This window comes from Afipia clevelandensis ATCC 49720, from assembly GCF_000336555.1.
Taxonomy (GTDB): domain Bacteria; phylum Pseudomonadota; class Alphaproteobacteria; order Rhizobiales; family Xanthobacteraceae; genus Afipia; species Afipia clevelandensis.
Map to the genome: position 1 here is coordinate 1,928,435 of NZ_KB375281.1, position 25,511 is coordinate 1,953,945.

Annotated in this window: 26 protein-coding genes; 12 read left to right on the forward strand and 14 right to left on the reverse strand. The window is 61.7% G+C overall.

Translation table 11 applies throughout. The features are described 5' to 3' along the window. Positions 1-98 precede the first annotated feature (98 nt). The 3 genes from waaF to HMPREF9696_RS09245 all read left to right on the forward strand — a co-directional run bounded on the left by waaF (position 99) and on the right by HMPREF9696_RS09245 (position 2,353). Positions 99-1,160 (forward strand): lipopolysaccharide heptosyltransferase II, encoded by a 1,062-nt coding sequence (gene waaF / locus HMPREF9696_RS09235; protein WP_002712721.1) that lies wholly within the window; start codon positions 99-101, stop codon positions 1,158-1,160. Positions 1,161-1,247: 87 nt separating this feature from the next. Further along, positions 1,248-1,841, forward strand: a complete 594-nt coding sequence (locus HMPREF9696_RS09240; protein ID WP_002712722.1) for a D-sedoheptulose 7-phosphate isomerase — start codon at positions 1,248-1,250, stop codon at positions 1,839-1,841. Next, positions 1,838-2,353, forward strand: coding sequence for a D-glycero-alpha-D-manno-heptose-1,7-bisphosphate 7-phosphatase (locus tag HMPREF9696_RS09245; protein WP_002712723.1), 516 nt, complete (start codon positions 1,838-1,840; stop codon positions 2,351-2,353). Before HMPREF9696_RS09240 ends, HMPREF9696_RS09245 begins: the two co-directional genes overlap by 4 nt. Before the next feature lie 65 nt (positions 2,354-2,418). Here the strand turns inward: HMPREF9696_RS09245 and waaC are convergent, their stop codons facing one another. After that, positions 2,419-3,369 carry a lipopolysaccharide heptosyltransferase I gene (waaC, locus tag HMPREF9696_RS09250; RefSeq protein ID WP_002712724.1) on the reverse strand — a complete coding sequence of 317 codons (951 nt, stop codon included), beginning with the start codon at positions 3,367-3,369 and terminating at the stop codon, positions 2,419-2,421. Positions 3,370-3,592: 223 nt separating this feature from the next. On the opposite strand from waaC, the gene galE reads away from it, so the two are divergent. From galE to HMPREF9696_RS09265, 3 genes are all read left to right on the forward strand, one after another. Beyond that, the gene (gene galE, locus HMPREF9696_RS09255) at positions 3,593-4,606 is read left to right on the forward strand and encodes a UDP-glucose 4-epimerase GalE (protein ID WP_002712725.1); all 1,014 of its coding nucleotides are present in this window, start codon (positions 3,593-3,595) and stop codon (positions 4,604-4,606) included. Positions 4,607-4,730: 124 nt separating this feature from the next. Further along, positions 4,731-6,533 carry an ABC transporter ATP-binding protein gene (locus tag HMPREF9696_RS09260; protein ID WP_002712726.1) on the forward strand — a complete coding sequence of 601 codons (1,803 nt, stop codon included), beginning with the start codon at positions 4,731-4,733 and terminating at the stop codon, positions 6,531-6,533. Positions 6,534-6,578: 45 nt separating this feature from the next. After that, a complete protein-coding gene (locus HMPREF9696_RS09265) occupies positions 6,579-7,268 on the forward strand; it encodes a fumarylacetoacetate hydrolase family protein (RefSeq protein ID WP_002712727.1) in 690 nt (229 codons plus the stop codon). A 19-nt stretch (positions 7,269-7,287) separates the two neighbouring features. Here the strand turns inward: HMPREF9696_RS09265 and HMPREF9696_RS09270 are convergent, their stop codons facing one another. After that, on the reverse strand, positions 7,288-8,586 hold the full coding sequence (locus tag HMPREF9696_RS09270) for an amidase (RefSeq protein ID WP_002712728.1): 1,299 nt from the start codon (positions 8,584-8,586) through the stop codon (positions 7,288-7,290). 174 nt (positions 8,587-8,760) lie between these two features. Here HMPREF9696_RS09270 and HMPREF9696_RS09275 point away from each other — a divergent pair, with 174 nt between their 5' ends. Continuing rightward, complete coding sequence (locus tag HMPREF9696_RS09275; protein ID WP_002712729.1) at positions 8,761-9,642, forward strand: alpha/beta hydrolase; 882 nt, start codon at positions 8,761-8,763, stop codon at positions 9,640-9,642. Positions 9,643-9,648: 6 nt separating this feature from the next. Here the strand turns inward: HMPREF9696_RS09275 and HMPREF9696_RS09280 are convergent, their stop codons facing one another. Continuing rightward, positions 9,649-10,080, reverse strand: a complete 432-nt coding sequence (locus HMPREF9696_RS09280; protein WP_002712730.1) for a cupin domain-containing protein — start codon at positions 10,078-10,080, stop codon at positions 9,649-9,651. Positions 10,081-10,087: 7 nt separating this feature from the next. After that, entirely contained in the window at positions 10,088-11,578 is a 1,491-nt protein-coding gene (locus HMPREF9696_RS09285) for a flavin-containing monooxygenase (RefSeq protein WP_002712731.1), read from the reverse strand. A 1,119-nt stretch (positions 11,579-12,697) separates the two neighbouring features. On the opposite strand from HMPREF9696_RS09285, the gene HMPREF9696_RS09290 reads away from it, so the two are divergent. Together HMPREF9696_RS09290 and HMPREF9696_RS21660 are read left to right on the forward strand one after the other, a co-directional pair. Further along, a complete protein-coding gene (locus HMPREF9696_RS09290) occupies positions 12,698-13,615 on the forward strand; it encodes a DNA-processing protein DprA (protein ID WP_002712732.1) in 918 nt (305 codons plus the stop codon). Beyond that, a complete protein-coding gene (locus HMPREF9696_RS21660; RefSeq protein WP_002712733.1) occupies positions 13,578-14,246 on the forward strand; it encodes a phosphoribosyltransferase in 669 nt (222 codons plus the stop codon). Before HMPREF9696_RS09290 ends, HMPREF9696_RS21660 begins: the two co-directional genes overlap by 38 nt. 43 nt (positions 14,247-14,289) lie before the next feature. Here HMPREF9696_RS21660 and rocF read toward each other — a convergent pair whose 3' ends face one another. The 3 genes from rocF to HMPREF9696_RS09305 all read right to left on the reverse strand — a co-directional run bounded on the left by rocF (position 14,290) and on the right by HMPREF9696_RS09305 (position 15,716). Further along, positions 14,290-15,246 (reverse strand): arginase, encoded by a 957-nt coding sequence (gene rocF, locus HMPREF9696_RS09295; protein ID WP_002712734.1) that lies wholly within the window; start codon positions 15,244-15,246, stop codon positions 14,290-14,292. A 71-nt stretch (positions 15,247-15,317) separates the two neighbouring features. After that, entirely contained in the window at positions 15,318-15,476 is a 159-nt protein-coding gene (locus tag HMPREF9696_RS09300) for a hypothetical protein (protein ID WP_002712735.1), read from the reverse strand. A 30-nt stretch (positions 15,477-15,506) separates the two neighbouring features. Continuing rightward, entirely contained in the window at positions 15,507-15,716 is a 210-nt protein-coding gene (locus HMPREF9696_RS09305) for a cold-shock protein (RefSeq protein WP_002712736.1), read from the reverse strand. A gap of 276 nt (positions 15,717-15,992) precedes the next feature. Here HMPREF9696_RS09305 and HMPREF9696_RS09310 point away from each other — a divergent pair, with 276 nt between their 5' ends. Then, positions 15,993-16,232: a hypothetical protein gene (locus HMPREF9696_RS09310; RefSeq protein ID WP_002712737.1), complete on the forward strand. Its 240-nt coding sequence runs from the start codon at positions 15,993-15,995 to the stop codon at positions 16,230-16,232. Between the two features lie 206 nt (positions 16,233-16,438). Here HMPREF9696_RS09310 and ahcY read toward each other — a convergent pair whose 3' ends face one another. From ahcY to HMPREF9696_RS09330, 4 genes are all read right to left on the reverse strand, one after another. Continuing rightward, the gene (ahcY, locus tag HMPREF9696_RS09315) at positions 16,439-17,875 is read right to left on the reverse strand and encodes an adenosylhomocysteinase (protein WP_002712738.1); all 1,437 of its coding nucleotides are present in this window, start codon (positions 17,873-17,875) and stop codon (positions 16,439-16,441) included. A gap of 183 nt (positions 17,876-18,058) precedes the next feature. Further along, on the reverse strand, positions 18,059-19,252 hold the full coding sequence (gene metK / locus HMPREF9696_RS09320) for a methionine adenosyltransferase (RefSeq protein WP_002712739.1): 1,194 nt from the start codon (positions 19,250-19,252) through the stop codon (positions 18,059-18,061). A gap of 141 nt (positions 19,253-19,393) precedes the next feature. Then, positions 19,394-20,737, reverse strand: coding sequence for a hypothetical protein (locus HMPREF9696_RS09325; RefSeq protein WP_009737063.1), 1,344 nt, complete (start codon positions 20,735-20,737; stop codon positions 19,394-19,396). Between the two features lie 164 nt (positions 20,738-20,901). Then, the gene (locus HMPREF9696_RS09330; protein ID WP_002712741.1) at positions 20,902-22,011 is read right to left on the reverse strand and encodes a hypothetical protein; all 1,110 of its coding nucleotides are present in this window, start codon (positions 22,009-22,011) and stop codon (positions 20,902-20,904) included. A 212-nt stretch (positions 22,012-22,223) separates the two neighbouring features. On the opposite strand from HMPREF9696_RS09330, the gene HMPREF9696_RS09335 reads away from it, so the two are divergent. Next, positions 22,224-22,649 (forward strand): META domain-containing protein, encoded by a 426-nt coding sequence (locus HMPREF9696_RS09335; RefSeq protein ID WP_245259218.1) that lies wholly within the window; start codon positions 22,224-22,226, stop codon positions 22,647-22,649. A gap of 8 nt (positions 22,650-22,657) precedes the next feature. Here the strand turns inward: HMPREF9696_RS09335 and HMPREF9696_RS09340 are convergent, their stop codons facing one another. Continuing rightward, the gene (locus tag HMPREF9696_RS09340) at positions 22,658-22,918 is read right to left on the reverse strand and encodes a hypothetical protein (RefSeq protein ID WP_002712743.1); all 261 of its coding nucleotides are present in this window, start codon (positions 22,916-22,918) and stop codon (positions 22,658-22,660) included. A 119-nt stretch (positions 22,919-23,037) separates the two neighbouring features. On the opposite strand from HMPREF9696_RS09340, the gene HMPREF9696_RS09345 reads away from it, so the two are divergent. Further along, complete coding sequence (locus HMPREF9696_RS09345; RefSeq protein WP_002712744.1) at positions 23,038-24,246, forward strand: alpha/beta hydrolase; 1,209 nt, start codon at positions 23,038-23,040, stop codon at positions 24,244-24,246. Here the strand turns inward: HMPREF9696_RS09345 and HMPREF9696_RS22025 are convergent. Then, positions 24,243-24,584 (reverse strand): hypothetical protein, encoded by a 342-nt coding sequence (locus HMPREF9696_RS22025; protein WP_002712745.1) that lies wholly within the window; start codon positions 24,582-24,584, stop codon positions 24,243-24,245. The two genes, HMPREF9696_RS09345 and HMPREF9696_RS22025, sit on opposite strands and share 4 nt — an antisense overlap. Then, the gene (locus HMPREF9696_RS09355; RefSeq protein WP_002712746.1) at positions 24,581-25,483 is read right to left on the reverse strand and encodes an SMP-30/gluconolactonase/LRE family protein; all 903 of its coding nucleotides are present in this window, start codon (positions 25,481-25,483) and stop codon (positions 24,581-24,583) included. Before HMPREF9696_RS09355 ends, HMPREF9696_RS22025 begins: the two co-directional genes overlap by 4 nt. Positions 25,484-25,511 lie beyond the last annotated feature (28 nt).

Consider the following 25,511-nt stretch of genomic DNA (forward strand, 5'->3'; position numbering starts at 1 on the left):
TGAAAACGCATCTGGACGCGATGCGACCGACGCGGTAACCGGCTGATCGGCCACAATTCTCCCGGGCTCGCACCGATCTGCTCGAAAACCTTCAATAAATGAATATCAATTCATTTCTAAGCGATATTGGGGTAAAGCCCGATCCTTCGGAAACCAGCCCGGTTCTGGTCGTTCCGTATATGTGGATTGGCGATTTCGTGCGTGGGCACACGGTGGTCCGGGTCCTCAAGGAGCGCTGGCCGAACCGGCCGGTGGACCTGCTGGTCACCAGCCTCTGCGCGCCGCTGGTGGATTACATGCCCGGCGTCCGCAGGGGCATCGTCTGGGACCTGCCGCGCGGTCAGCTCGCCCTGAAAAAGCAGTGGGCGCTGGCGGAGCAGTTGCGGGCCGCCGGCTACGGCACCGCGCTGGTCATGCCCCGGACCTGGAAATCGGCCATCGCGCCGACGCTGGCGGGTATTCCCCAGCGCACCGGCTGGGTCGGCGAGGTCCGCTTCGGCCTGATCAACGACTGGCGCTGGGGCGAGCGCAGCATGCCCCGCTTCATCGACAAGAACGCCGCCCTCGCCCTGCCTGCCGATGCGCCTTTGCCGAAAGAGTGGCCGGTGCCGGAGCTTGTGGTGCCGCCCGCTGAGGTCGCCGCCTGGCGGCAGGCCAACAATCTCGGCCAGACATCGGCTGTCGCGCTGGCGCCGGGATCTGTCGGCGCCTCCAAGCGCTGGACCTACTACAGGGAAGCCGCCCGGATGTTCGCCGAGCAGGGCCTCGACGTCTGGGTGGTCGGCGGCCCGGGCGAAAAGACCATCGCCACCGAGATCGCAAACTTCGGCGGGCCGCGGGTGCGCGACCTCACCGGCACCGACCTGCGCAACGGCATCATGGCCATGGCCGCCGCGAAGACCGTGATATCCAATGACTCCGGCCTGATGCACATCGCCGCCGCGATCGGCACCTCGGCCATCGGTATTTTCGGCCCCACCAGCCCCTACCACTGGGCGCCGCTGAACGGCCTTGCCGCCACTATCAAGCGTCCGACCGACCTGCCCTGCCAGCCGTGTCACAAGCCGGTCTGCACCCAGAACGATCATCACTGCATGCGCGACATCCCGGCCTCGCAGGTGGTGGAGACCGCGCAGCGCGTGATAGCCAACGCTCGTTAATCTCGACGGCTGGTCGCACTTGCACCCCACTTGCGCCGCTATCGCGCTGTGACTACCACTGACGCCTGATCAACGACGCGGTGACATGTGAGCCAGGACCGGATCGCGGCCCATTTCCAGAGTTCGCTCGACGGCCTGAGCAAGGCTGTTCAGAGCGATGAGGTGCGCGCGACCACGCAGGCCATCGCGCGCGCTGTGACCGATGCCTTGAAGGCCGGCAACAAGCTGCTGCTGATCGGCAATGGCGGCAGCGCCGCGGATGCCCAGCACATCGCCGCGGAGATCGTCGGCCGCTACAAGCAGGAGCGTCCCGGCTGGGCCGCCATCGCGCTGACCACTGACACCTCCGCACTCACCGCCATCGCCAACGACTATGGATTCGAGCAGGTCTTTGCACGTCAGCTGCAGGGATTGGCGAAGCGCGGCGATGTGCTGTTCGCGCTCTCAACGTCAGGCCGCTCGCCGAACATTCTGGCTGCGCTGAAGATGGCGCGCGACCTCGGCGTTGTCACCGTCGGCTTCACCGGCGAGAGGGGTGAAAGCATGCGCGCGTCTTGCGATCATCTGTTCATCGCGCCAACCGACGACACGCCGGTGATCCAGCAGGTTCACATGATGGCGATGCACGCGATTTGCGACGAAGTCGAACAGTCGCTGATCGCAGCGGCGAAGGCAAAATGAGCGCGGAGACAAAGCCTGCGGCGTTTCTCGACCGCGACGGTGTCATCAATCTCGACGATGCCTATGTCGGCACTCGTGACAGATTGCGCTGGATGCCGGGCATCGCTCCGGCGATCAGAGCGCTGAACGAAGCAGACTATTACGTCTTCGTTTTCACCAACCAGTCCGGCGTCGCACGCGGCTTTTTCTCCGAGGATGATGTGCGCACCCTGCACAACTGGATGCGCGATGAACTGGCGCGCGATGGCGCGCGGATCGACGATTTCCGTTATTGCCCGCACCATCCCGACGGCATCGTTCCCGCCTACACGCGCGAATGCGACTGGCGCAAACCGCAAGCCGGCATGGTGCTCGACCTCATGAAACACTGGCCGGTGGATCGCGCGCGTAGCTTTGTCATCGGCGACAAGCAACGCGATCTTGATGCGGGCAAAGCTGCCGGGATCGAGGGCTATCTGTTTTCGGGAACGGATATCGCGGGCTTTGTCGACGGGATTTTGAAAAAGCGATAGCGACATACTCACGTCATTGCGAGCGAAGCGAAGCAATCCACCTTTCAGGCTGGATTGCTTCGTCGCTACGCTCCTCGCAATGATGGTCCCGCCGCTTCGATCACCCGCTCGAACGACGGATAAACATCCTTCCCGCCGACCACAGTAATCGGTCCGTTGCCGACCGGTCCTGTCAGACCTGGATCGGTTGCGAGAAACACCGCGATCAGCGGCACTTCATAAGCTGCGGCCAGATGCAGCAACCCGGTATCGACGCCGACCACCAGCGCGGCATTGGCAATCACCTTCGCGGTTTGGTCGAGCGGAAGGCGGTCGAGAATACGGCTTCCCGGAATTGCATGCGAAAGCCGCTCACAGCGCAGGCGCTCGCGCTCGTTACCCCATGGCAGCACAACTTCAAGGCCCTGCGCATGCAGCCATTTGCCGGTGCCGATCCAGTCGACCTCGCGCCATTCCTTCGATGCGCGCGACGTGCCGTGAAACAGCACCGCATAATGCGCATCATCGGTGCGCGGCGGCTTGACCAGCCCGTAGTCGATGGCGGCATCCGGCGAATAGCCGAGGCTTAATGCGGTGAGCAGGCGATTGCGGGTCACCGCATGCTGATCGCGCGCAACGGCGTGTTTTACATCGTAGAACCACGACGCCACCGGCTCCTTTATGCTCGCTGCATCGTAGCCGTGACGCTCGCCGGATGCCGTTCGCGCGATCAGTGCCGAACGGATCAGGCCCTGCGTATCGACGACCTTCTCCGCCTTGATTGATTTCAGTTTCGCCTTGAACGCGGAGACCTCGCTCCAGATCTCTGAGCGAAGCAATTGAGACCGCCAGCGCCGCGTCGAAACCGGAATCACCTCATCGACAGCCGGATGAAGCCGCGCCAGCGGCGCGAACGTCTCCTCGACCACCCATGTCAGCCGCGCATCAGGATAACGCTGCCGTGCATCCGTGACCGCTGGCATGTGATGCACGACATCGCCGAGCGATGATGTCTTGATGAACAGGATACCGTGCATCGGCGTGATCAGTCCGGAAGTCGCAATAGCGCGTTACGTTTTGGAAACCATAAACCGCGTTCCTGCGGGAGAATCCAAGGGATTCACCGCGAAGTTCCGGTCTTATACCCCATTTCCATCGTTTCCCTGCAAGATTCCGGCAAGAAGTTCGCTCCACATTCCGCGCCTGTCACGAAAGATATGGCGCACGAGTTGGCGCGGAAGCAATGCAGATTGGAATGCCATGACGATCTTGGTCACCGGAGGCGCAGGTTATATCGGCAGCCATACGGTTCGCGCGCTGGTCGATGCGGGCGAAAGCGTTGTCGTGGTCGATAATCTCTCGACAGGATTTTCGCAATTCCTGCCGGAAGGCGTTCCGCTGTTCATCGGCGATGTGGCTGACGAAAATCTCGTCGAAGGCGTGATCGCCGCGCACAACGTCGACTCCATCATCCATTTCGCGGGTTCTGTGGTCGTACCGGATTCGATGCGCGATCCGCTCGGCTACTACCGCAACAACACCATGACCACGCGCAATCTTCTCAACGCCGCGGTCAAGTGCAACATCAGCCGCTTCATCTTCTCGTCGACCGCCGCGGTCTACGGCAATCCCGACCGGACGCCGGTTGCGGAAGAAGCACCGACACGCCCGCTTTCGCCTTACGGCTCATCCAAACTGATGACCGAGATCATGCTGCACGACGTCGCCTCCGCGCACGGCATGCACTACGTTGTCCTGCGCTATTTCAACGTCGCCGGCGCCGATCCGCAGGCGCGCATCGGTCTTGCCACCGTCGGCGCGACGCATCTTCTGAAGATTGCTGTTGAAGCGGCCACCGGCCAGCGTGCCAAGATCGACGTTTACGGCACCGACTATCCGACCGTCGATGGAAGCTGCGTCCGCGATTTCATTCACGTCACCGATCTGGCGGAGGCGCATCGCGCCGCGCTGAGATATCTCGAACAGGGCGGTCCGTCCGCCACGTTGAACTGCGGTTATGGCCGCGGCTACTCGGTGCTCGAAACCATCGAGGCCGTGCGCCGCGCCTCGGGCCGCAATTTCGCGGTTCAGTATGCCGAGCGCCGCCCGGGCGACATCATGACCATGATCGCGGACACCGCCCGCATCCGCGCCACGCTCGACTGGACGCCGCAATATGACGACCTCGACACCATCGCCCGCCATGCGCTGGCATGGGAAGAAAAGCTGCAGCTCGAGCGTCAGCAGGACCACCGCCACGCGGTTCCGGCCTAGCGTCAAATCGGGTAAAAATCCCTGATTTCACTTGAAAATCCGCCGCATTGCGGGCAAGGAGACGGACGTTTCGCATAAACCCTGACGGGGCGCTTCAGCGCGCCTGACCGTCAATGGAACGCGGATGACCGAGCTTCCACGAAAGATCACCGACGACCCCTATGGGGCGGCTGCCCTTATTCGCCGCCTGATCACCGAGCAGGGCCTCCAGCACTGGCGGCGCTATGCGGTCGCGTTTGCCCTGATGGCTGTCTCCGCCGGGGCCACGGCGGCATCCGCCTGGCTGCTCGGCGCGGTTATCAACGAGACCTATGTCAATCGCAGCATTCACGGCATCGTTATGCTGTCGCTGGTGATTATCGCCCTGTTCGCGGCCAAGGGCGCGGCGACCTACGGTCACTCGGTCATCCTGGCCAAGATCAGCAACGCCATTCTGGCGTCGAACCAGCGCCGGTTGTTCGCCAAGCTGATGCGCGAAAATGTCGGCTTCTACGCCGAGCGGCATTCCTCCGAATTTCTCGCGCGGCTGACCGCAGGCGCGCAGTCCGTCACGCAGGTTCTCAACCTGCTGATCACCGCCGTCGGCCGCGATTTCCTGTCGCTGGTCGGCCTCGCCGCTGTGATGGTCATTCAGGACCCGTGGATGTCTATCTCCGGGCTTCTGATCGCGCCGCCTGCGCTGTTCTTCATCCGCAAGCTGGTGCGCCGGATCAAGAATCTCGCGCACGACCAGTTCAGCGGAAACGCCGACATTCTCGAGACCATGCTGGAATCCCTGCAGGGCATCCGCACGGTGAAGGCGTTCACGCTCGAAGACACGATGCAGGCGCGTATCGACAAGAGCATTGGCATTGTCGAGACCAACGCCAACAAGATGGCGCGCGTTCAAAGCCGTTCCAGCCCGCTGATGGAAATGCTCGGCGGCTTCGCGATCGCCGGCGTGCTGATGTATGGCGGCTATCGCATCATCGCCACCGGCGCGACGCCCGGCCAGTTCTTCTCGTTCATCACCGCGTTCCTGCTGGCCTACGAGCCGGCCAAGCGTCTTGCGCGGCTGAACATCGAACTGAACAGCTACCTGATCGGCGCGCGCAAGCTGCTGGAGATCGTCGACAGCCCGGCGAGCGAACCGGACGACAGCAACAAGCCGGCCCTGCAACTGTCGGAAGCGAAGGTCGAGTTCCGCGATGTCACCTTTGCCTATCGCGGCAACGAGATCGTGCTGAACCGCATGAGCTTTGTTTCGGAGCCCGGCAAGGTCACCGCGCTGGTCGGCCCCTCCGGCGGCGGAAAGTCCACCGTGCTGGCGCTGTTGCTGCGTTTCTATGAAGCGAAGTTCGGCGCCATCGTGATCGACGGACAGATCATCTCCGATTGCTCACGCCGCTCGCTCCGCCAGCAAACCGCTTATGTCGGGCAGGATGTCTATCTGTTCCGTGACACCATCCGCGAGAACATCGCCTTTGGCCGCCCCGGCGCATCGCAAGAAGAAATCGTTGCCGCGGCGAAAGCCGCCTGCGCGCACGATTTCATCATGAACTTCCCGCTGGGCTATGACACGCCGGTCGGCGAGCACGGCACGCAACTCTCCGGCGGCCAGCGCCAGCGCATCGCCATTGCCCGCGCGCTGGTGAAGAACGCCCCGATCATCCTGCTCGATGAGGCGACCGCAGCGCTGGACTCGGAGTCCGAAAAACAGGTGCAGGAAGCCATCGAACATCTGTGCCAGAATCGCACCACCATCGTGATCGCGCATCGTCTGCACACCATCATGCACGCCGACCAGATTCTAGTGGTCGAGAATGGCACCATCGTCGAAACCGGCGGCCATGATGACTTGCTGCGGCGCGGTGGACGCTATGCTTCGTTCTTCCGATTGCAACATCGTGACACCAACCCGCTGGCTCCCGTCGCCGCCAGCGCCTAGTATCCCGCTTCCCGCCTCCTTGTCCTTCCAGCAACCGGATTTGCCATGACCGCCAGCTACGTCATTCCCGCACTCGCGCAACCGTCCATCCCAGTCGCCGGCGAATCGAAGTCCTTTCCGGTCCGACGCATCTGGTGCGTGGGCCGCAATTATCTCGAACACATCCGCGAGATGGGCAATGACGAACGCCAGCCGCCGTTCTTCTTCGCCAAGCACGCGGACATGGTGACCGGCGACGGCGCGACGATCCCCTATCCGTCACTGACCAAGGATTTCCAGCACGAGGTCGAGCTTGTGGTTGCGCTCAAGAGCGGCGGTGCGAACATTGACCCCGCCAAGGCGCTCGATCACGTCTACGGATATGGTGTCGGCATCGACATGACCCGCCGCGACCTGCAGATGGCTTCGCGCAAGAAGGAGCAGCCCTGGGAGATCGGCAAGTCGTTCGATTTCTCGGCGCCCTGCGGCGCGCTGCGCCCCGCCACGGAAATCGGTCATCCAGTGAAGGGCAAGATCTGGCTTTCGGTCAACGGCACCGAGAAACAGAAGGGCGACCTCTCGGAGATGATCTGGAATGTTGCCGAGATCATCGGCAAGCTGTCGCTTCAGGTGTCGCTCGGTGCGGGCGACATCATCCTGACCGGCACACCGGCCGGCGTCGCGGCGCTTCAGCCCGGCGACAAGATCGAATGCGGCATCGACGGCATCGGCACGCTGAAGGTCGCGATCGGGTGATCGTGGCCACCTGGCCGGATTACGCTCCCAACCGGCTCTCGACCGCAGCAGCCATCGCCAGCAGACGGCGATCGTCGCCGTGGCGGCCGACCAGCATCAATCCGACCGGAAGGGCATTGCCAAACCGGATCGGCAGCGAGATCGCGCAGACGTCGAAGAAATTCCAGATCGAGGTGTTCATCAGTGCCTGGACGTTGCGCTTGTTGAAACTCTCCGGCGTGGAAATCTCATCCATCGTCGGCGCGACGATCTGCACCGTCGGCATCACCAGCACATCGACCTGATCGAACACCGCATCCATCTGCGCGATGCCGCGCTCGCGGTCGCGCAATGCGAGGATGTAATCGGCGGCGCTGATTTTCTCCGAACGCAGCAGGCGCGCCCGCACATTGGGATCGACGCCCTCCCCCGCTTCCGCGAGCAGGGTGCGGTGGATTGCATAGGCTTCCGGCGGCGCGACCCCGCCGCGCTCGTTGGCCGTGTGCATGATGTCGAGCGCTTTCAGGGTGACGTCCGCGCCGGATTTCCAGTGCGGCGCGAGCTTCGCCAGCGCCTGCGGATAGGCCTTGCCGACAATGTCATCAAGACCGTCGATGGGATAGCCCTGCACGAAACCGGCGCGCACATCTTTCAAAGATGGCGACGCAAGCGGCGATGGCGTTTCACCCGCCAGCACCGCATCGGCATCGGCGCAATCGGCGACGCTGCGTGCAATCGGCCCGATGGAATCCAGCGTGAAGGACAGCGGAAACGCGCCCGCCCTCGGCACGCGCTTTACCGTGGGCTTGAAGCCGGTGACGCCGCAAAACGCCGCCGGGATGCGGGTCGAACCGCCAGTGTCGGTGCCGATGGCGATCTCGCAGAACGCATCGGCGGCGGCCACCGCCGCGCCGGAGGACGAACCACCGGGGACGCGCCTGCGATCCGCCGGATTGCCCGGTGTGCCGAAATGGGGATTGGCCCCGAGGCCCGAATAAGCGAACTCGGTCATGTTGGTCTTCGCGGCGATCACCGCGCCCGCCTCGCGCAGACGCTGCACGATGACGGCATCCGCTTCCGCGGGCTTGCCGCGTGACGCCAGCACCCTCGATCCGGCGCGGGTCACCTCGCCCTTCACGTCGAACAGGTCCTTGATGGTGAGGATCGCGCCATCGAGCGGCCCGCGGGAACTGCCGGATCTGATCCGCGCATCGGCGGCGTCGGCGGCCTTGCGGGCCTCGTCCGCATAGACGGTGAGGCAGGCGCGCGCGCCTTCGCCGGCGGGATCGGCAATCCTGCCGAGAGCTTGTTCGACACGGTCGCGGGATGAAGCTGTCATGTTTTTCTTCTGGCCGGGAAAGAGGCCGGGAGAATGGATTTTTCAGCAACGGATGGCAATCCTTCTAAATTTTCGCATTCTCCCGCCGCTTGGTGCGACACCTCGCGCGGATGGCCGCCCGTTGCACCACCGCTGTTCCGCACTAAAGTGGCGGACAAACAGGAACCCGCTGCCATGCCCTCCGCCGAGATCGACGCGATCCGCGCCCTGTTGACGGCGAAAGCCCGGCCTGTCGGCTGGGCACAGCGGCGCGAACGCCTCGACGAGATCGGCTCGGTCTGGCCTGTGGCCGACGATATTGCGCTGACCAGCGTAGATGTGAACGGCGTGTCCGGGGAATGGTCGCTGGCGCCCGGCAGCGATACCTTGCGCGTGCTGCTGTTCTTCCACGGCGGCGGCTACTGCTCCGGCTCCATCAGGAGCCATCGCCGAATGGTGACCGAGGCCGGACGCGCGGCAAAAATCCGCACGCTGGCGCTCGGCTATCGCCTTGCACCGGAGCATCCGTTTCCGGCGGCGCTCGACGACGCCATGACCGCGTGGCGCTTTCTGCGTGCGGAAGGTTATGCGCCCTCGCACATCGCCATCGGGGGTGACAGCGCGGGCGGCAACCTCACCGCCGTGCTGATCAACGCTCTGCGCGCGGAAGGCGAACAACCGGCCTGCGCGTGGCTGGCGTCGCCCTGGACCGATCTCACCATGTCGGGCCAATCGCTTATCACGAAGGATGCGGTCGACCCGATCATCCACAAAGGCTATCTCGAAGAACTCGCCGATGCTTTCGTGCCTCCCGGTCTCGCGCGAAACGACCCACGCATCTCGCCGCCGTTTGCCGGTCTAGATGGTTTTCCGCCGACGCTGGTTCAAGTCGGTTCGCACGAAACGCTGCTCGATGACGCGACACGTTTTGCGGCGGCGCTCGGCGCGGCGGATGTGGACGTGACGCTGGAAGTGTGGCCGCAGATGATCCACGCCTGGCCGCTGTGGAATGCGCATCTCGAACCCGGCCGCCGCGCGCTGGAACATGCCGGCGCATTCATCCGCCGCCATATCTAGGCAGCGTTACTTCTGCAACACGGTGTTGACCGCGCCCTTCTCCACCATGTCGATCACCAGCAGCTTCACGGGCTGGCTGCCCTTGTTGGCGCCGAAGTGCCATTGATCGACCGCCTCCACAATAAAATCGCCGGTCCTGAAGATTTCGGTCTTGCCGATATCGAGATTGGTGACCTCGATGGTTCCCGCCTGAACGTAACCATAACGCGGAAACGGATGCTTGTGCTTTGGCAACACCACGCCCGGCGGAATCTCGTAGGTCGAGACGATGACCTGCGCGTCCTTTTGCGGCAGCACGATGGGCTGGCCGCTCGATGTCCTGGTCGCCGACATCACCGGCAGGACCACCACCTTGTTTGTCACGCGCTGCGTGTCCGCATGGAGCGGCGATGCGATGAGCACCAGCCCGAGTGCAAGAAATTTCGCGGTGTTCTTCATGCCACGCTCACTCGTACACCATCACGCCGTCATCGACCTTGCCGAGGCGGAGCGAGACGATGTCCAGCGCGTAGTTCTGATAGAGCTTCCACGGCCGCTTCGAGCCCTGCTTGGGCATCTTCGCCACCGAGCGCTGCACATAGCCCGAGGTGAAATCGAGCCAGTTCTCCTGCTGCACTTCGGGATCGGTGTTCCGCGGGGTGCACTGCCTGTAGCCGTGCCTGTCCATGTAATTGATAAGGCGGCAGACATATTCGCAGGTGAGATCGCACTTCAGCGTCCACGACGCATTGGTGTAGCCGAAGGACGAAGCCATGTTCGGCACATCCGAATACATCATACCCTTGTAGTTCAGCGTCTGCGCGAAATCGACTGCGCGGCCGTCGACGCTGACCTGCATGCCCCCTAACACCTGCAAATTCAGCCCCGTCGCTGTGACGATCAGATCGGCCTCGAGTTCGCTGCCGTCCGACAGACGAATGCCGCTCGGCGTGAAGGTGTCGATGGTGCTGGTCACCACCGAGGCGCGGCCCTCCTTGATCGACTTGAACAGGTCGCCGTCCGGCACCAGACACAGCCGCTGCTGCCAGGGATTGTAGCGCGGGGTGAAATGCGTGCCGATGTCGTAATCCGGGCCGAGCGCGTGACGCACGCCGCCCAAAATCAACTGCTTGGCGCGCTCCGGCTTGCGGCGGCAGAGCTGGAAGAAATACATGCCGAACAGCACATTGCGCCAGCGGATCGCATGATAGGCGAGCTTGGCCGGCAGCTTCTCGCGCAGCTTGTTGGCGAGCGCATCTTCCGCGGGCCGCGCCACCACATAGGTCGGCGAACGCTGCAGCATGGTAACGTGGGTAGCGGTCTTGGCCATTTCCGGCACCAGCGTCACGGCGGTGGCGCCGGAGCCAATCACCACCACGCGCTTGCCGGCATAGTCGATATCGCTGGTCCACTTCTGCGGATGGGCGATGCGGCCCTTGAATGTATCTGCGCCGGGAAACTCCGGTGCATAGCCGCCCTCATAGGAGTAATAGCCGCTGCACATGAACAGGAAGCCGCAGGTAAACTGCACGCGCTCTTTGTCCGGACCCCGCTCTGCTTCCACCGTCCAGCGCGAATCCTTCGACGACCACGACGCGCTTTTGACCTGATGGCTGAAACGAATCTTGCTGTCTATGCCGTTCTCGCGCGCCGTCTCGCGCACGTAGTTCAGAATACGCGGCCCGTCGGCAATCGCCTTGGCCTCGGTCCACGGCTTGAACGAATAGCCGAGCGTGTACATGTCGCTGTCGGAGCGGATGCCGGGATAGCGGAACAGATCCCAGGTGCCGCCGATGGCCTCGCGCCCTTCGAGGATCGCGTAGCTCTTGCCCGGGCAATTCTTCTGCAGGTGATAACCCGCGCCGATGCCGGACAGGCCCGCGCCGACGATCAGCACATCCACATGCGTCGCGCCGGTGTTTGAAACAGTTTTGGACATTTTTGCTTCGGCCTGCATTGTTTTCTCCCTTAAGCCGACTCTGCGCGCAGGCGCGCTGCGATGCAACCTGATTGGCGTATCCGGTCGCGAGATTCTTCTCCGCGTCGTCTCCGCGCAGGCGGGGACCCATAATCCCTGCGCTACCAGCATTGCCGCGATGTCCCGAATTCGTCATGGCCGGGCCTGACCCGGCCATCCATCTTTCTCGAGTGATGGATACGCGGGTCAAGCCCGCGTATGACGATTGTGGGCGAGGCAGCATCGTGCGCGCGCTCCACGCATCCGGATTCGATTTTCAAACAACTCGCATTACAGATGTGCGTGATCATCCCTGTTCTTTACGGCGCGGGCGCGCCGGAGGCACTTTTGCACGAACGGGCAACAGCCCGCGCGTGAATTGCATCCCTGCCCTCACAAGAGGGCGCGCGGAACGCCGGATGCTCAAGCGCATCCGCAGCCTCATGCGCAATGAAAACAAGCGCACGAGTTAGTCACCACGAAGCGCCGGACACATCCGGCGTTCCGCACGCAATGGTTTACGGCTTGCTTCGTGCTCTCCCCGGTGAACGATGCTATGTCACCGCATCCCTGCTGAGGGTTTCCGCCTCCGGTTGGAAGCGGCTCTCTGCCGGACTGGCGCCAGCTTCGGGCGTCAGGACCACACGACTTGGGCCGTCCGCGACAGCGTGGTCGTCAGCCTTCGCGCACGCCGCTCACACGCCTCCGGACGTTGCGCACGCCCTTGCGGGTGCGTGCGCGCGATCCGGGCTTGCGCCCTGCGACCTCGCTCCGGCCTGACGCTGCCGCGTCCACCGCATCCCGCCCCGCGTATCGTGACGATCGCGAGCCGCCCCTCTGTGGGACGGGATAGATAGGAATATATACCTTGTGACAAGTTAGTCAAGGGCAGTCCTCGCTCGGCTGCACGACGGCGGTTTTCATTATCCTCGGAATTCTGGCTTTGACCCGAAATTTCAACCATTTGTTAACAGATTCATACACAATCTGGCTCTTGCAATCGTTTGATTCTATTATTGAAATTCTGACATTTGCATAAGTTCTTGTTTTGTTCTATGGAACAAAGATGTAAGGCCACGATCTTTCCCTAGGCGACGAATGAACAACTAGGTTCTGGCGATGAGCGCATTGCCACTCTTCAACGATGAATTTCGACCAATCTCGCCTTGGCGGGAAATGGGGGCGTATGAAGCGCTTTGGAATTCTGAAAGCTCTTCATTCAAATCCATTGCCGAAACATTTGCACGCACCAAAAATTTGCTTCCTTCCGATCTTATCGAGCCTACCTTTTCGGCTGAGCTAGCTGCAAAAGCTGACTCGGCTATCAAGGCTTTCTGCAAGCAGTCGTACGGCATTCGCGTTCACGGCGAAGTAGAGTACCCAGAGCGGTTAAGGGAAGCCAAGCATCCTGTAGAGTTACTTTATTTTCAGGGACTTTGGGCGCTTACGGAAACACCGAGCGTTGCCATTGTCGGCACACGCAGTCCCTCAGAAGACAGCATAAAACGGACACGCCAAATTACAAAAGCCTTAGTCGAGAAAGGTTTCACGATCGTTTCTGGGCTCGCGAAGGGAATAGATCGCGCGGCCCACACAAGCGCTATCGAATTTGGCGGTTGGACTATAGCGGTTATTGGGACGCCGCTTTCTATGGCGTATCCAAAGGAACACAGCGACCTTCAATTTGAAATTGCAAAAAATCATCTGCTAATTTCGCAGGTACCCGTGGTCTCGTATCCAAAAATGAAATTCACCAAAAAGAGATTGTTCTTTCCGGAGCGAAACGTAACGATGAGCGCGCTGACGCAAGCGACCATTATTATCGAAGCAGGGAATACTTCTGGAACGCTAACTCAAGCGCGCGCCGCTATTGAGCAGGGCCGAAAACTCTTTATCTTAAACAGTTCATTTGAGAAGGCAGATCTAACCTGGCCTGAGAAATTTGCCGCCAAAGGTGCCATTCGTGTCAGATCTATTAATGACATCTTGGATAATTTAGATGCGCCTGACTCGAATCGACAACACCCAGCGACATGACCATCGATTCTTAGAGGACAATGATGATTGCGCATTCCTCGGCGAATTTACTGCTCGCCAAGGCTTTGACTTTAGCGAAACGAATAAGCAGATTCACAATCTAAAAATACCGCCGTCCAAAGCGCGCGAACAACCATTCAAACAAACCTACAAAAATCGAGCAATAAATTTCTGGGCTAATAAACTCCGTTTAGCCGTTCCATTGGGATCGTTGCCTAACGCTACATGGATTCCGGTGCCTTGCAGCAAACTGGCAGATCATCCCGATCACGACGACAGACTAGCAACTGTTCTACGAACGTATGACTCGCAGAGAATTCTTGACGTTCGAAAACTCGTTAAATGTAATGCCAATCGCGAAGCCGCCCATAACTTAGACGGCGGCCGCCCGACACCCGAATCTCTCAAAGAAGCATTCGAAATTGACACAACCCTACAATTGGACGGCATCAACGAAGTCGTTATTTTCGATGACGTAATAACGCGCGGCGCATCTTTTAAAGCTATGACTTCGATACTGCGTGAAGCACTCCCTAAAACTAACTTCCGAGGAATTTTTCTCGCTCGAACAGTTCATCTGCAAGAGCAAGACCCTTTCGCTGGTTTTGAAGAAGTCGATCTTAACAATTGAGTTAGCCCGCTAGACAGCTTGTCGATCGAGAACGCGTTCGCCCTCACACCACCGCATTGCTCGGCGTCGGGCGATCGTGAATCTGCTGGCCGAACAGGCTACCGACAAGTTCGACCACCGTGCGTGCGGAGAGGCCGCGATTATCCAGAAACGGATTGAGCTCGACCAGATCGAGCGAGCGCACCAGCCCTGAATCCTGCAGCATCTCCATGACCAGATGCGCCTCGCGATAGGTCGCCCCGCCCGAAACAGTGGTGCCGACGCCGGGCGCAGACACCGGATCGAGAAAATCCACATCGAGCGAGACATGCAGCACGCCGTTTCGCGCGCTCACCCGCTCGATGAATTCGCGGATCAGGACGCCGACGCCGAACTCGTCGATCCGCCGCATGTCCGCGATCCAGACATCGCGCTGGCCGAGCAATTCCTTTTCTAATCTGTCCACCGAGCGCAGGCCGAGCAGGCCCAACTGGCGCGGCGCAATCGGCGAGCGCAGCGCGCGCGGCAGCAGATCGTCCAGCCCCGGCTCGCCGCACAGGAACGCGCCGGACATGCCGTGCATGTTGCCGGTGATCGTGGTCGCGGGCGTGTTGTAATCGGCATGGGCGTCCAGCCAGAGCACGAACAGCTCCCGCCCCTGCGCATGCCAGTGCCTTGCCACGCCGGAGACCGACCCCATCGACAGCGAATGATCGCCGCCGAGAAACACCGGGATCGCGCCGGACTTTGCCATCGCGTAGGCGCGCTGCGCGGTCTCGCCGGTCCAGGCCTTGATCTCGCGGTAATGCTTCGCGTTCGGCGGCGGCGCTTCATCGGTGAATGTCAGTTCGCGGCGCAGGATATCGCCGTGATCCGTGACGCTGAAATCGAGGCTTTCCAGCAGCGGCACGATGCCCGCCGTGCGCAGCGCCGCCGGCCCCATCAGCGCGCCCTTCTGCGAGGCACCCACTTCAATCGGCACGCCGAGCAGCGCGATGTCTTTGGGATAGGAATCTGTCACGGCGGCCTCGCTGAGACTGAGAGCGGCGGAACCCTGCCGTCAGTCTATCGGGATTCGTTCACGGCGCTATGTCACCCCAACGCAAAAAGCCCCGGAGCGATCCGGGGCTTGGTGACAATCCGTTTCAGTACATCCGTGAAACAGGTCGTGAAGTTCTCTTCCCTGAAGGAAGCGGTCAGCCGTTCCGGTACATCCGCGAAACGGCCGTCCTGAACTTCTGCGTGACGCATCGCCCTCTCCGGGCGGCGCGTCATCGGATCTCAGAGGAGCGACAGATTTTCAGCGCTGGTCTTGCCGCGCATCTTGTCGGTCTTGGCCTCAAAGGAAACCTTCTGTCCTTCGGCAAGGCCGGTCAGGCCAGCACGCTCGACAGCGCTGATGTGAACGAACACATCGGTGCCGCCATCGCTCGGCTGAATGAAACCAAAGCCCTTTTGGCCGTTGAACCACTTAACAGTACCAGTCGTCATAACAAACAATCCTTAACGCGCGTACATGCGCAACTCCGCACGACGTCGCGCGAAGCAAATCCAATCTAGCGATGTCTTTGGATAAGGAGCCGAGGGGACTGAAAGTCCAAAAGGGCGCTTTAACAAAAGCTGTGCCGCAAATCGAATACCATGCGTTTAACAGGTATCGGCGCAAGTGCAAGGACTGAATTGTGTTCGTTTGAAGATGAGGCCTCGTTTGGCGTCGAATCGTGCCTATATATGTGAACGATATCAATGTTCTCAGAAAGGCGACCGATGACAAAACAGCCGAGCGCCACTCAGATTGCCCGCGCCGAACGGATGCGCATTGCCGCCAAGGAAGGCGCCGAGGCCCGCGCCGTTTTCGCCGCACGCGATGTCGCGATCCGCAAGAACATGGACCGGCTGAAGGCCTTGCGCCTCGCCAAGGAAGCGGAAGACGCCGCGCTCGCTCCGGCTGAACCGGCGCCGAAGAAGAAACGTGTTGCCAAGAAGAAGGTGCTGGCCGAGACCTGACGGGTCATGCTGCATCATGCGCGCGACATGAGACGCGCAGTAAAAAGCCCCGGAGCGATCCGGGGCTTTTGTGTTTCTGTCTGTTGTCATGGCCGGGTCTGTTCAGACATTGACAGCCATCTCGTCATTGCGAGCGAAGCGAAGCAATCCATTCAGGAAAGCTGGATTGCTTCGTCGCTGACGCTCCTCGCAATGACGAACAGCGATCAATACCGGTAGTGATCGCTCTTGTACGGGCCTTCCTGCTTCACGCCGATATAGTCGGCCTGATCCTTCTTCAGCTCGGTGAGCTTGACGCCGATCTTGGACAGGTGAAGCCGCGCGACCTTCTCGTCAAGCGACTTCGGCAGCACATAGACTTCCTTCTTGTACTTGCCGTCCTTGTTGTTGGCGAAGAGCTCGATCTGCGCCAGCGTCTGGTTGGTGAACGATGCCGACATCACGAAGGATGGATGGCCCATCGCGTTGCCGAGGTTCACGAGGCGGCCTTCCGACAGCAGGATGATGCGGTGGCCGTCCGCGAAGGTGATCTCGTCCACCTGCGGCTTGATGTTGTCCCACTTCAGGTTCTTCAGGGTCGAAACCTGAATCTCGTTGTCGAAGTGGCCGATGTTGCAGACGATGGCGCGATCCTTCATCGCGCGCATGTGCTCGATGGTGATGATGTCCTTGTTGCCGGTGGCGGTAACGAAGATGTCGGCGCGCGGCGCGGCGTCTTCCATGGTCACGACCTCGTAGCCTTCCATCGCCGCCTGCAGCGCGCAGATCGGATCGATTTCGGACACCATCACGCGGCAACCGGCCTGGCGCAGCGACGCAGCCGAGCCCTTGCCGACGTCGCCGAAGCCCGCGACCATCGCGGTCTTGCCGCTCATCATCACGTCGGTGCCGCGGCGGATGCCGTCCACCAGCGATTCACGGCAGCCATAGAGATTGTCGAACTTCGACTTGGTGACCGAGTCGTTGACGTTGATGGCTGGCCACAGCAGCGTGCCGGCCTTCTGCATGTCGTAGAGGCGATGCACGCCCGTGGTGGTTTCTTCCGACACGCCCTTGATGCTGTCGGCGATCGCCTTGAAGTAACCCTTCGGCTTTTCCTTGAGCTGCTTCTTGAGCAGCGCGAAGAACACTTCTTCTTCCTCGGAGCCCGGCTTGTCGAGAAACGCGGTGTCGCCCTGCTCGGCGCGCAGGCCAAGATGGACGTACATGGTGGCGTCGCCGCCGTCATCGAGGATCATGTTCGGGTGACCGCCGCCGTGCCAGTCGAACAGCTTGGCGGTGTAGTCCCAGTAATCCTTCAGCGTCTCGCCCTTCACCGCGAATACCGGAATGCCGGCAGCGGCAATCGCGGCAGCGGCGTGATCCTGCGTCGAGTAGATGTTGCACGAGACCCATCGGATGTCGGCGCCGAGCGCTTTCAGGGTTTCGATCAGCACGCCGGTCTGAATGGTCATGTGCAGCGAGCCTGCGATGCGCGCGCCCTTCAAAGGTTGTTTGGGGCCGTATTCTTCGCGCGTGGCCATGAGGCCCGGCATTTCGGTTTCGGCGAGCGAGAGTTCCTTGCGGCCGAAGTCGGCAAGGCCGATGTCTGCGACGATGTAATCGGTGAAGCCTGCGGGGGCTTTTGCTGTGGCGGTGGTCATGTGGTTTTTCCTAGTTTGTTTCGGTGCAGAGCGCTGTCGTTGCGCCCTCTCCCCTTGTGGGAGAGGGCAGCGCTGACGAGAGCGGCAAACTCAAATGGGTGAGGGGTTGGTCTCGTTAATAAGACCCCTCACCCGCCCTCACTTCATTCGGGCACCCTCTCCCACAAGGGGAGAGGGAAACAGTTACACCGCGCGCTTCAGCGCGTCGGCGAGATCGGTCTTTTCCCACGAGAAGCCGCCGTCGGCGTCCGGTGTGCGGCCGAAGTGGCCGTAAGCCGAGGTGCGCGCGTAGATCGGCTTGTTGAGGTCGAGATGCTTGCGGATGCCGCGCGGCGTCAGGTCCATCGAGTCGGCCACCGCCTTCTCGATCTTGTCGTCGGAGACCTTACCGGTGCCGTGGGTGTCGATGTAGATCGACAGCGGACGCGCCACGCCGATGGCGTAGGCAAGCTGCAGCGTGCACTTGTCGGCAAGACCGGCTGCGACGACGTTCTTCGCAACGTAGCGCGCCGCGTAAGCCGCCGAGCGGTCGACCTTGGTGGAGTCCTTGCCGGAGAATGCGCCGCCGCCATGCGGAGCCGCGCCGCCGTAGGTGTCGACGATGATCTTGCGGCCGGTGAGGCCCGCGTCGCCATCGGGCCCGCCGATGAAGAACTTGCCGGTCGGGTTGATGTGCCAGATCGTCTTGTCGGTGATCCAGCCCTGCGGCAGCGCCTTTCGCACGTAAGGCTCGACGCGCTCGCGCACCTGGTTCGAGGTCATGTCCTCGACGAGATGCTGATGCGAGACGACGATCTCGCGCACGCCGACCGGCTTGCCGTTTTCATACTGCACGGTGACCTGGCTCTTGGAGTCCGGGCCCAGCACCTTCTCGACGCCCGAGTGACGGGCTTCCGAGATCAGGCGCAGGATCTTGTGCGCGTAGAAGATCGGCGCCGGCATCAGTTCCGGGGTTTCGTTGGTGGCGTAGCCGAACATGATGCCCTGGTCGCCCGCGCCCTCTTCCGCATTGGTCGGCTGCTTGGCATCGACGCCTTGCGCGATGTCGGCCGACTGCGGATGCAGCAGGATTTCGATGTCGCAGGTCTTCCAGTGGAAGCCATCCTGCTCGTAGCCGATGTCCTTGATCGCGTTGCGAACGACGGCCTCGATGTGATCGTTGGTCACGGTCTTGGGACCGCGCGTTTCACCCGCGATCACCACCTTGTTGGTGGTGGCCAGCGTTTCGCATGCGGCGCGGATGTCCCAGGGGTCGATGCCGGCCTTCGGCCCTTCGCGGAAGAACAGATCGACGATCTCGTCCGAAATCCGGTCGCAGACCTTGTCCGGATGGCCTTCGGACACCGATTCAGAGGTGAACAGATAAGACGCGCGCATCAACAGTCCCTTTCAGATGGGCCGCGATCGGCCCGTTTGGATCTTCAAGCTCCGGTCGCTGACCAAAGCCCATCTTGGTGTGACGTGCTTTCATAGACCGAACCGGTATCCGCTTCGTTTGAAAACACCTTGGAATTCCTATCAATCGCGACGCCGGGAGATGACATAGGATTCATCGTAAAACCAGAGCCCGTTATGCTTGCGCAAAACCTCCCTGGTGGCGTCGAGATAACGTCCGCTTTGCGTGACTTCGTCCAGGCGGTCGTCTTCGACCTGAGCGACATACACCGCCGCGTTCCATGCTGCAAAGGCCGTCGAGGTCCCGATCGGACCCGTCACCTCGTTGGGCAACGCTTCCATATCGTACCGGAAGATCGAGCGGTTATCCGCATAGGCATTAAAGTTAAGATCTCGCCCGGCGGCGCCGAGTTCGTATTTCACCGCGCGCAGCAATTCATGGCGGCTGACCGCAAAAGGATTTTCTCCCGGCCACACCGACTGCACGATCTCCATGCCGGGATCGTGGCCGTAGGAGTGAATCCCGATCAGGCGGCCGCCCGCGCGCAGCGAACGCGCCAGCGGTGCGATGATCTTCTTGGCGCGGAAATTCAGCGACGATCTGGCGCGGTAAGGCTGCGAGGCGATCACCAGATCGAAATTGGCTTCGACACGCCCGGCGCGCGGAATCATCGCATCGAGCAGGAAGCGGTGATCCTCGCGGTAAATGACGAGAGCAATGGGCCGCTCATAGACCGGCATGCCCGAGCGCGCCGACACGCTGGCGCGCCAGTTCTCTTCCAGGAATGGCTGCAGCTCGGTGATCTGGGATTCAAAATCACCGGAGGCATTGCCGCGCAACGCAACCTCGCGCCAGATCATACCGGCAGCAGCGGTCGGCGATTTCGGCGCCAGCCACGGCGCCTCGGCGTAATTCATGTTGGTCAGGACAAAGACCGTCGCCGGATGCTCGAACAGCCGGTCCGGCACCTTCTGCAAAGTCAGCCGCACGTCCTCGAGGCTGATCTCCTTGCCCGCCATATAGAACGGCATGTTCGGAAAGCGGCTGTGCATCGAACGCATCACCCGCGCCAACACGGTGCCGTCGCCAACGCCGGCGTCGAACACCCGCAGGGCCGGCGGGCGCGGATGAAGGCTGCCCAGTTCCAGCGCGACGCGATCCGCGATCACCCGCTTTTCCGAACAGGTGTGCACGAACAGCAGATACTTCTGCCGGTTCTCAAAGAAGCGGAAATTGCCGGTGGGGTCGCGCTTCTCGATCGGCGGCTCCGGCACGGTGATGACCGGCACGCCGTCGCCGAGGAAGGCCTGAATCCGCTCCAGCGTATCCACCGTGATGCGCTTGCCCTCGCGCAGCCGGTGCACCAGCTTGCCGTCGTTCACCGCGCGGCGGCCGAACGTCGATTCCGCCATGCCTGCCTGACGGCAGTATTCGGAAATCTGGGCCAGGAGCTGGTCGTTTTTCATCAGACCGGTGGGCAGGGTTCGGGTGGGCTGGAAATTGTGGGCAGAACCGTTTTGCGTGCGGTTTCCTACCACCATCTGCCCACAAATGAAATGCCCGTGCCTGAGTTATTTTCTCCGGACTCACAGCTTGTTTAACGAAGAAACCGGGCTGTTTTCGCCCAAAATCAGCCATTGGAGGCTGTGCCTGGCTGCGCGTCCTTTGGGACGAGGCAGGCACGCAGATCGGCAACGCATCGGGCCAGTGCAGGCCATACGGTGACAAGACCCAGCGGCCACAGCGGCGCGATCATCAGGCCCCAGTAGGAATTGTTGTCGCGGCCAACGAAGATGAAGGCTGCGACATAGCCAAACACGACCAGCATCACCCGCTGACCGAAGGCGTCCCGCCTCCCCGTCAATCCGGCCAGCGCCAGCGGCACGACGATGACGCCGACCCAGCGCGGCGCGGCTTCAAGCAGCAGATTCCATTGCGTGGTCTGCAGCACGAACGGCCAGCCGCCGATGCGCAGCCAGCTTGGCGAGGCAGGATCGGCCGCCGTCACCAGCGCATTGACGTGATGCGCGTGCACCGCGAGCGTCGCGGCAAAGATCAGAAGTCCGAGGGCCCAGGCCGCCGCTTCTTTCCGGCAGCCATCCCTGAAGGCCATCACCATCATCGCCAGCAGATAGGCCGTAGCCAGTTCGCGGATGATCGCAGCGGCGACGCCGAGGATGACGGCGACGATCCACGCATTCGGCCTGCGCACCGCGAGCGACAGCGCGATCAGCAATCCGGCCCAGACTTCGTGCAGCGGCCAGGCCTGCGGCACGATGGCCGGAGCGATGCCGGTGGCGATGATCATCAAGGAAAATGCATATAGGACCGGCGAAGTTACAATGGCGCGCAGCCGCCACGCCCAGGCCAGAAATGTGATGCCGGCCAGTGCGGCCAGTAATGCACGCCGCGTCATTTCCTCGGAGATCACCGCGAGCGCAACGGCCAGAACCGGCGGACGCACCACGACGAACGGACGCAGCGGATAATTGTTGTCGCGCAGTTCGCGGATCGCAACGGTGTAATAGGATTCACCGCCCTCCACATGCGCAACGATGCGCTTGTAGAGCGCAATGTCGCCCGCATTCGGCACGTTGGCGGCATCGCCCGGCAATGTGGCGCGATTGGCAAAGCCGATGCCGATCAGGATCACAAGCAGCGCAAGCGTGACGGCAGCAGCGCACGCGCGCCATGCGCGGCGGTGACTAAATGCAAATTGCCCTGCCTGAATCCCGGTCATCTCACGAGGCATAGGCCCGCGGCTTTAAGATTCAGTATGTGCTGAGGCACATCGCCCATCACGCCATGCCGGCGGCCTGCGCCCGTTCGACCCGCCCATTGACCGGCATCGCCGTCCTGTCATGTGATGGGACGGAAACCGGCGCGGTGATCGCGTTTCCACCTCAATCGTTGTCCATGGGTGACGCCGTGACCAACCCAAAGCCAATCGGCATGACCAGACCATCACGCATCCACATTCTCACATGCCTTTTCACATCTCTCGCGCTTCTGCTCGCGAGCGCCGCTTATGCCGCGCCGGGGACGCCATCCGGCAAATGGCTGGCGGAAGACATCGACGGCGGCGGGGTGATCGACCGGCTCCAGACCACGCTGGAAATTCACGACGACGGCATCGTCACCGGCATGGGCGGCTGCAACCGCTATGCGGGCTCGGCGAATTTCGACAGCGCCGCGATCAAATTCCTGCCGATGGCGTCGACACGGATGGCCTGCTCCGCCGCCGCGATGAGGCAGGAAGGCAAATTCCACACGACGCTGGAGAAGATCCGTGCCTGGCGGATCGACGAGGCGCGGCGCAAGCTGATCCTGCTCGACGGCCAGGGTTTCGAGATGATGCGCTTCAGCCGGATGGACTGACGCAACGCTCACCACAGCAGCGCGCGCGCCTTCGCAAGACCAGCCCACAGGTTGGCGAAGCCGCGGTCGCCATCGGCCCTTGCCGCCGGAGCCGGCCATACCGCCTGCCAGCGCCGCGCGAACCGCATCGTCTGACGGAACGGAAACCCGATCGCCTGCACCAGAACAGAGACTATCTGGATGCGTGCCTCACGCCGAAGCCGGGCGGCATCCTTCTTGTGGAAATCGTAATCGATCATTTCGTCCGGAGTTTCGCGAAACTGCGACATCGTGGCTTCTCCTGCTGGCTGCTATGGTCCTAGAGTGAAGCGGTTCGCAGAACGGCGCTTTGAGACGGCCTTGATTTTTCCTTGAGATTGCAGCCCGTGCGCGGGCATGGACGGCGGCGATGAAATTCAGGTTCGGGGAATGCTCACTCGATCCGGCGCGGCGGGAGCTGCGCCTCGGCGGCGCGTCAGTCACCGTCGAGCCGCAGGTCTTCGACCTGATCGAGTTTCTGATCCGGCAGCGTGATCATGTCGTCTCGCGCGACGCGCTGATCGAAAACGTATGGCACGGACGTATCGTTTCGGAATCGACGCTGGCGACACGCATCAATGCGGCACGCAAGGCGATCGGCGACGACGGCGCGAAGCAGGAGCTGATCAAGACCATTGCCCGCAAGGGGATCCGTTTCGTCGGTGAAGTCAGCGAGCAACACGCCGAATCGCAGCCCGGCCCATCCGCGCAGCCGGTCACGAAAGCCGCAGATCCGCCGCCGCAAAACATCCGTTTCTACAAGACGCCCGATGGCGTGACCCTGCCCGTCGCCGCCACCGGCCGCGGCCCGACGCTGCTCAAGACGGCGAGCTGGATCAATCACATCGAATACGACTGGATCAGCCCGGTGTTTTCGCCGCTGTTCACGCGCCTTGCGGAAAATTTCCAGCTTGTGCGCTATGACGGACGCGGCAACGGCCTCGCGGATCGCGAGGTGCCGGACGTTTCATTCGATGCGTTCGTGTCGGATCTGGAAACGGTGGCCGCGACCATCGACAGTCCGCGGTTCGCCCTGCTGGGCCTCTCGCAAGGCTGCGCAAGCGCCGTCGCCTATGCCGTCGCACATCCCGAACGGCTATCGCATCTCGTGCTGTACGGCGGCTATGCGGTGGGCCGCAACCGGCGGGACGATCCCGGCGATGACAAGAAGGCCCAGGCCTTTCTCGCCATGATGCGGCAGGGCTGGGGCGACGACGGTTCGGCTTTCATGCGCGCCTTCAGCTCAATCTATCTTCCGAACGGCACGCCGGAACAGATCAAGTGGTTTGCAGATATGCAGCGGATGTCTTCTTCCGGAGACATGGCCGTGCGGCTGCGGCAGTCCTGCGACGATCTCGACGTGAGCGCACTTCTGCCCAGGATCACCGTGCCAACGCTGGTGATCCATGCCACCCGCGACAATGTGGTGCCGTTCTCGCAAGGGCGGCTGCTGGCATCTTCCATTCCCGGCGCGCGGCTGGTGACGCTCGATTCCGAAAACCATGTTCCGCTCCATGGCGAGCCGTCCTGGGAGGTGTTCGTTTCGGCAATCGAGGAGTTCGTTTCGCCCCGCGCCTAGCTGAAACGCACGTTGCTGATGTCGATGGACACCATCAGCGGATCGAGCATGGGGCGATGGTCCGGGCCGCGTGTGTAAGCCAGCCGCTTCGACGGCAGCTTGATGCCGTCGGCTAAAATGACGTATTTCCCTCCAATCAGGCCGTTCGCTACCCCGCTGCCGTGATGAAGCAGGAAGCCAAGTTCCACACAACGCTGGAAAAGGTCCGGGCGTGGCGGATCGACGAGGCGCAGCGCAAGCTGATCCTGCTCGACCGTCAGGGCGTTGAGATGATGCGCCTCAGCCGGATGGACCAGGTTTTGTCCGTGTGATGACCGAAAGGCCGCCGCTTCGGTCAAAGCGCGGCAAGGCCCGTGACCGGTGCACCGAACGAGGCGAGAATTCGCTCGGCGCGGCCAGCGGCAGGCCCGTCGGGCAGCGGGACTTCGCGGATCTTTCCGTCGAGCGCGGAGACCCAGGCCAGACCAAGCTCCTCGTTGACACACAGGCCAATCGCCTCACAGAAACCCGAGGCCAAAATCTCAGGCCTGGCGCCGCGCTCACCCGGGCCGGGAATCGGCGCCCGGTTCAGCGTATTGCCCGCCGGCGGCGCGCCGCGATCCGTCCAGTAGAGCCGGTCGCCCTCGATATGCAGGTCGATCGGCTCCGGCAGATCGGCCCACAGAACTTCTATGTCGCTGCGTGTTTCCGCAGTCTCGCCCTTTGGCAGATCTAACTTCGCTCGCAGGATACGGCCCTGACCGCCCTTCGATGGACCCTTCTGGCTCCAGTAAACGTAACCACGCTTCGCATCCACGGCCACACCGACGCATTCCTCCGTTCCGTCATCGTCGGGGCGATTGATGACAATGTCTTCAAGTCCCGATCCATCGACCTTGACCCGTGACACCTTGCAGCCTTCGCGATCGCCCCAATACAAAGTGCCGGAGCCGTCGCTCGCGAGTTGCTTGCCGGTCGTCACGCCGCCGGTCGGAACAATGTCAAACCTTGGCGAACCGTCCAGCCTGAGACCGTGCACGCCACCGTTTTGCCGCGAGTAGTCGCGCCCTTTCTCTCCGGGAATGTCGGGATCGACAATCGGCATCCCCATTGTGGTCCAGTAGACCGTCTCGCCCTCGACAACGATGCCGTCCGGAGCAACGCCGGTGTCATCGGTCAGATAACGCACCGAACCGTCAGCCAGATCAATTCGTGCAATCCGGCGATCCCGGATCAAGAGTGCGAGCAGAGCTTTCATGACATCCCCTGGCTTTCCCTGACTTTGC

Bases quoted from the DNA above. Each gene is read 5' to 3' on its own strand.
- HMPREF9696_RS09325 (WP_009737063.1), bottom strand. From the start codon at position 20,737: ATGAAAAACGACCAGCTCCTGGCCCAGATTTCCGAATACTGCCGTCAG.
- HMPREF9696_RS09335 (WP_245259218.1), top strand. From the start codon at position 22,224: ATGACCAGACCATCACGCATCCACATTCTCACATGCCTTTTCACATCT.
- ahcY (WP_002712738.1), bottom strand. From the start codon at position 17,875: ATGACCACCGCCACAGCAAAAGCCCCCGCAGGCTTCACCGATTACATC.
- galE (WP_002712725.1), top strand. From the start codon at position 3,593: ATGACGATCTTGGTCACCGGAGGCGCAGGTTATATCGGCAGCCATACG.
- metK (WP_002712739.1), bottom strand. From the start codon at position 19,252: ATGCGCGCGTCTTATCTGTTCACCTCTGAATCGGTGTCCGAAGGCCAT.
- HMPREF9696_RS09305 (WP_002712736.1), bottom strand. From the start codon at position 15,716: ATGACGACTGGTACTGTTAAGTGGTTCAACGGCCAAAAGGGCTTTGGT.
- waaF (WP_002712721.1), top strand. From the start codon at position 99: ATGAATATCAATTCATTTCTAAGCGATATTGGGGTAAAGCCCGATCCT.
- HMPREF9696_RS09265 (WP_002712727.1), top strand. From the start codon at position 6,579: ATGACCGCCAGCTACGTCATTCCCGCACTCGCGCAACCGTCCATCCCA.
- HMPREF9696_RS09280 (WP_002712730.1), bottom strand. From the start codon at position 10,080: ATGAAGAACACCGCGAAATTTCTTGCACTCGGGCTGGTGCTCATCGCA.
- HMPREF9696_RS21660 (WP_002712733.1), top strand. From the start codon at position 13,578: ATGCGCCTGACTCGAATCGACAACACCCAGCGACATGACCATCGATTC.
- HMPREF9696_RS09290 (WP_002712732.1), top strand. From the start codon at position 12,698: ATGAGCGCATTGCCACTCTTCAACGATGAATTTCGACCAATCTCGCCT.
- HMPREF9696_RS09345 (WP_002712744.1), top strand. From the start codon at position 23,038: ATGAAATTCAGGTTCGGGGAATGCTCACTCGATCCGGCGCGGCGGGAG.
- HMPREF9696_RS09260 (WP_002712726.1), top strand. From the start codon at position 4,731: ATGACCGAGCTTCCACGAAAGATCACCGACGACCCCTATGGGGCGGCT.
- HMPREF9696_RS09310 (WP_002712737.1), top strand. From the start codon at position 15,993: ATGACAAAACAGCCGAGCGCCACTCAGATTGCCCGCGCCGAACGGATG.
- HMPREF9696_RS09275 (WP_002712729.1), top strand. From the start codon at position 8,761: ATGCCCTCCGCCGAGATCGACGCGATCCGCGCCCTGTTGACGGCGAAA.
- HMPREF9696_RS09245 (WP_002712723.1), top strand. From the start codon at position 1,838: ATGAGCGCGGAGACAAAGCCTGCGGCGTTTCTCGACCGCGACGGTGTC.
- HMPREF9696_RS09285 (WP_002712731.1), bottom strand. From the start codon at position 11,578: ATGCAGGCCGAAGCAAAAATGTCCAAAACTGTTTCAAACACCGGCGCG.
- HMPREF9696_RS09340 (WP_002712743.1), bottom strand. From the start codon at position 22,918: ATGTCGCAGTTTCGCGAAACTCCGGACGAAATGATCGATTACGATTTC.
- HMPREF9696_RS09355 (WP_002712746.1), bottom strand. From the start codon at position 25,483: ATGAAAGCTCTGCTCGCACTCTTGATCCGGGATCGCCGGATTGCACGA.
- waaC (WP_002712724.1), bottom strand. From the start codon at position 3,369: ATGCACGGTATCCTGTTCATCAAGACATCATCGCTCGGCGATGTCGTG.
- HMPREF9696_RS09330 (WP_002712741.1), bottom strand. From the start codon at position 22,011: ATGACCGGGATTCAGGCAGGGCAATTTGCATTTAGTCACCGCCGCGCA.
- HMPREF9696_RS09300 (WP_002712735.1), bottom strand. From the start codon at position 15,476: ATGCGTCACGCAGAAGTTCAGGACGGCCGTTTCGCGGATGTACCGGAA.
- HMPREF9696_RS09270 (WP_002712728.1), bottom strand. From the start codon at position 8,586: ATGACAGCTTCATCCCGCGACCGTGTCGAACAAGCTCTCGGCAGGATT.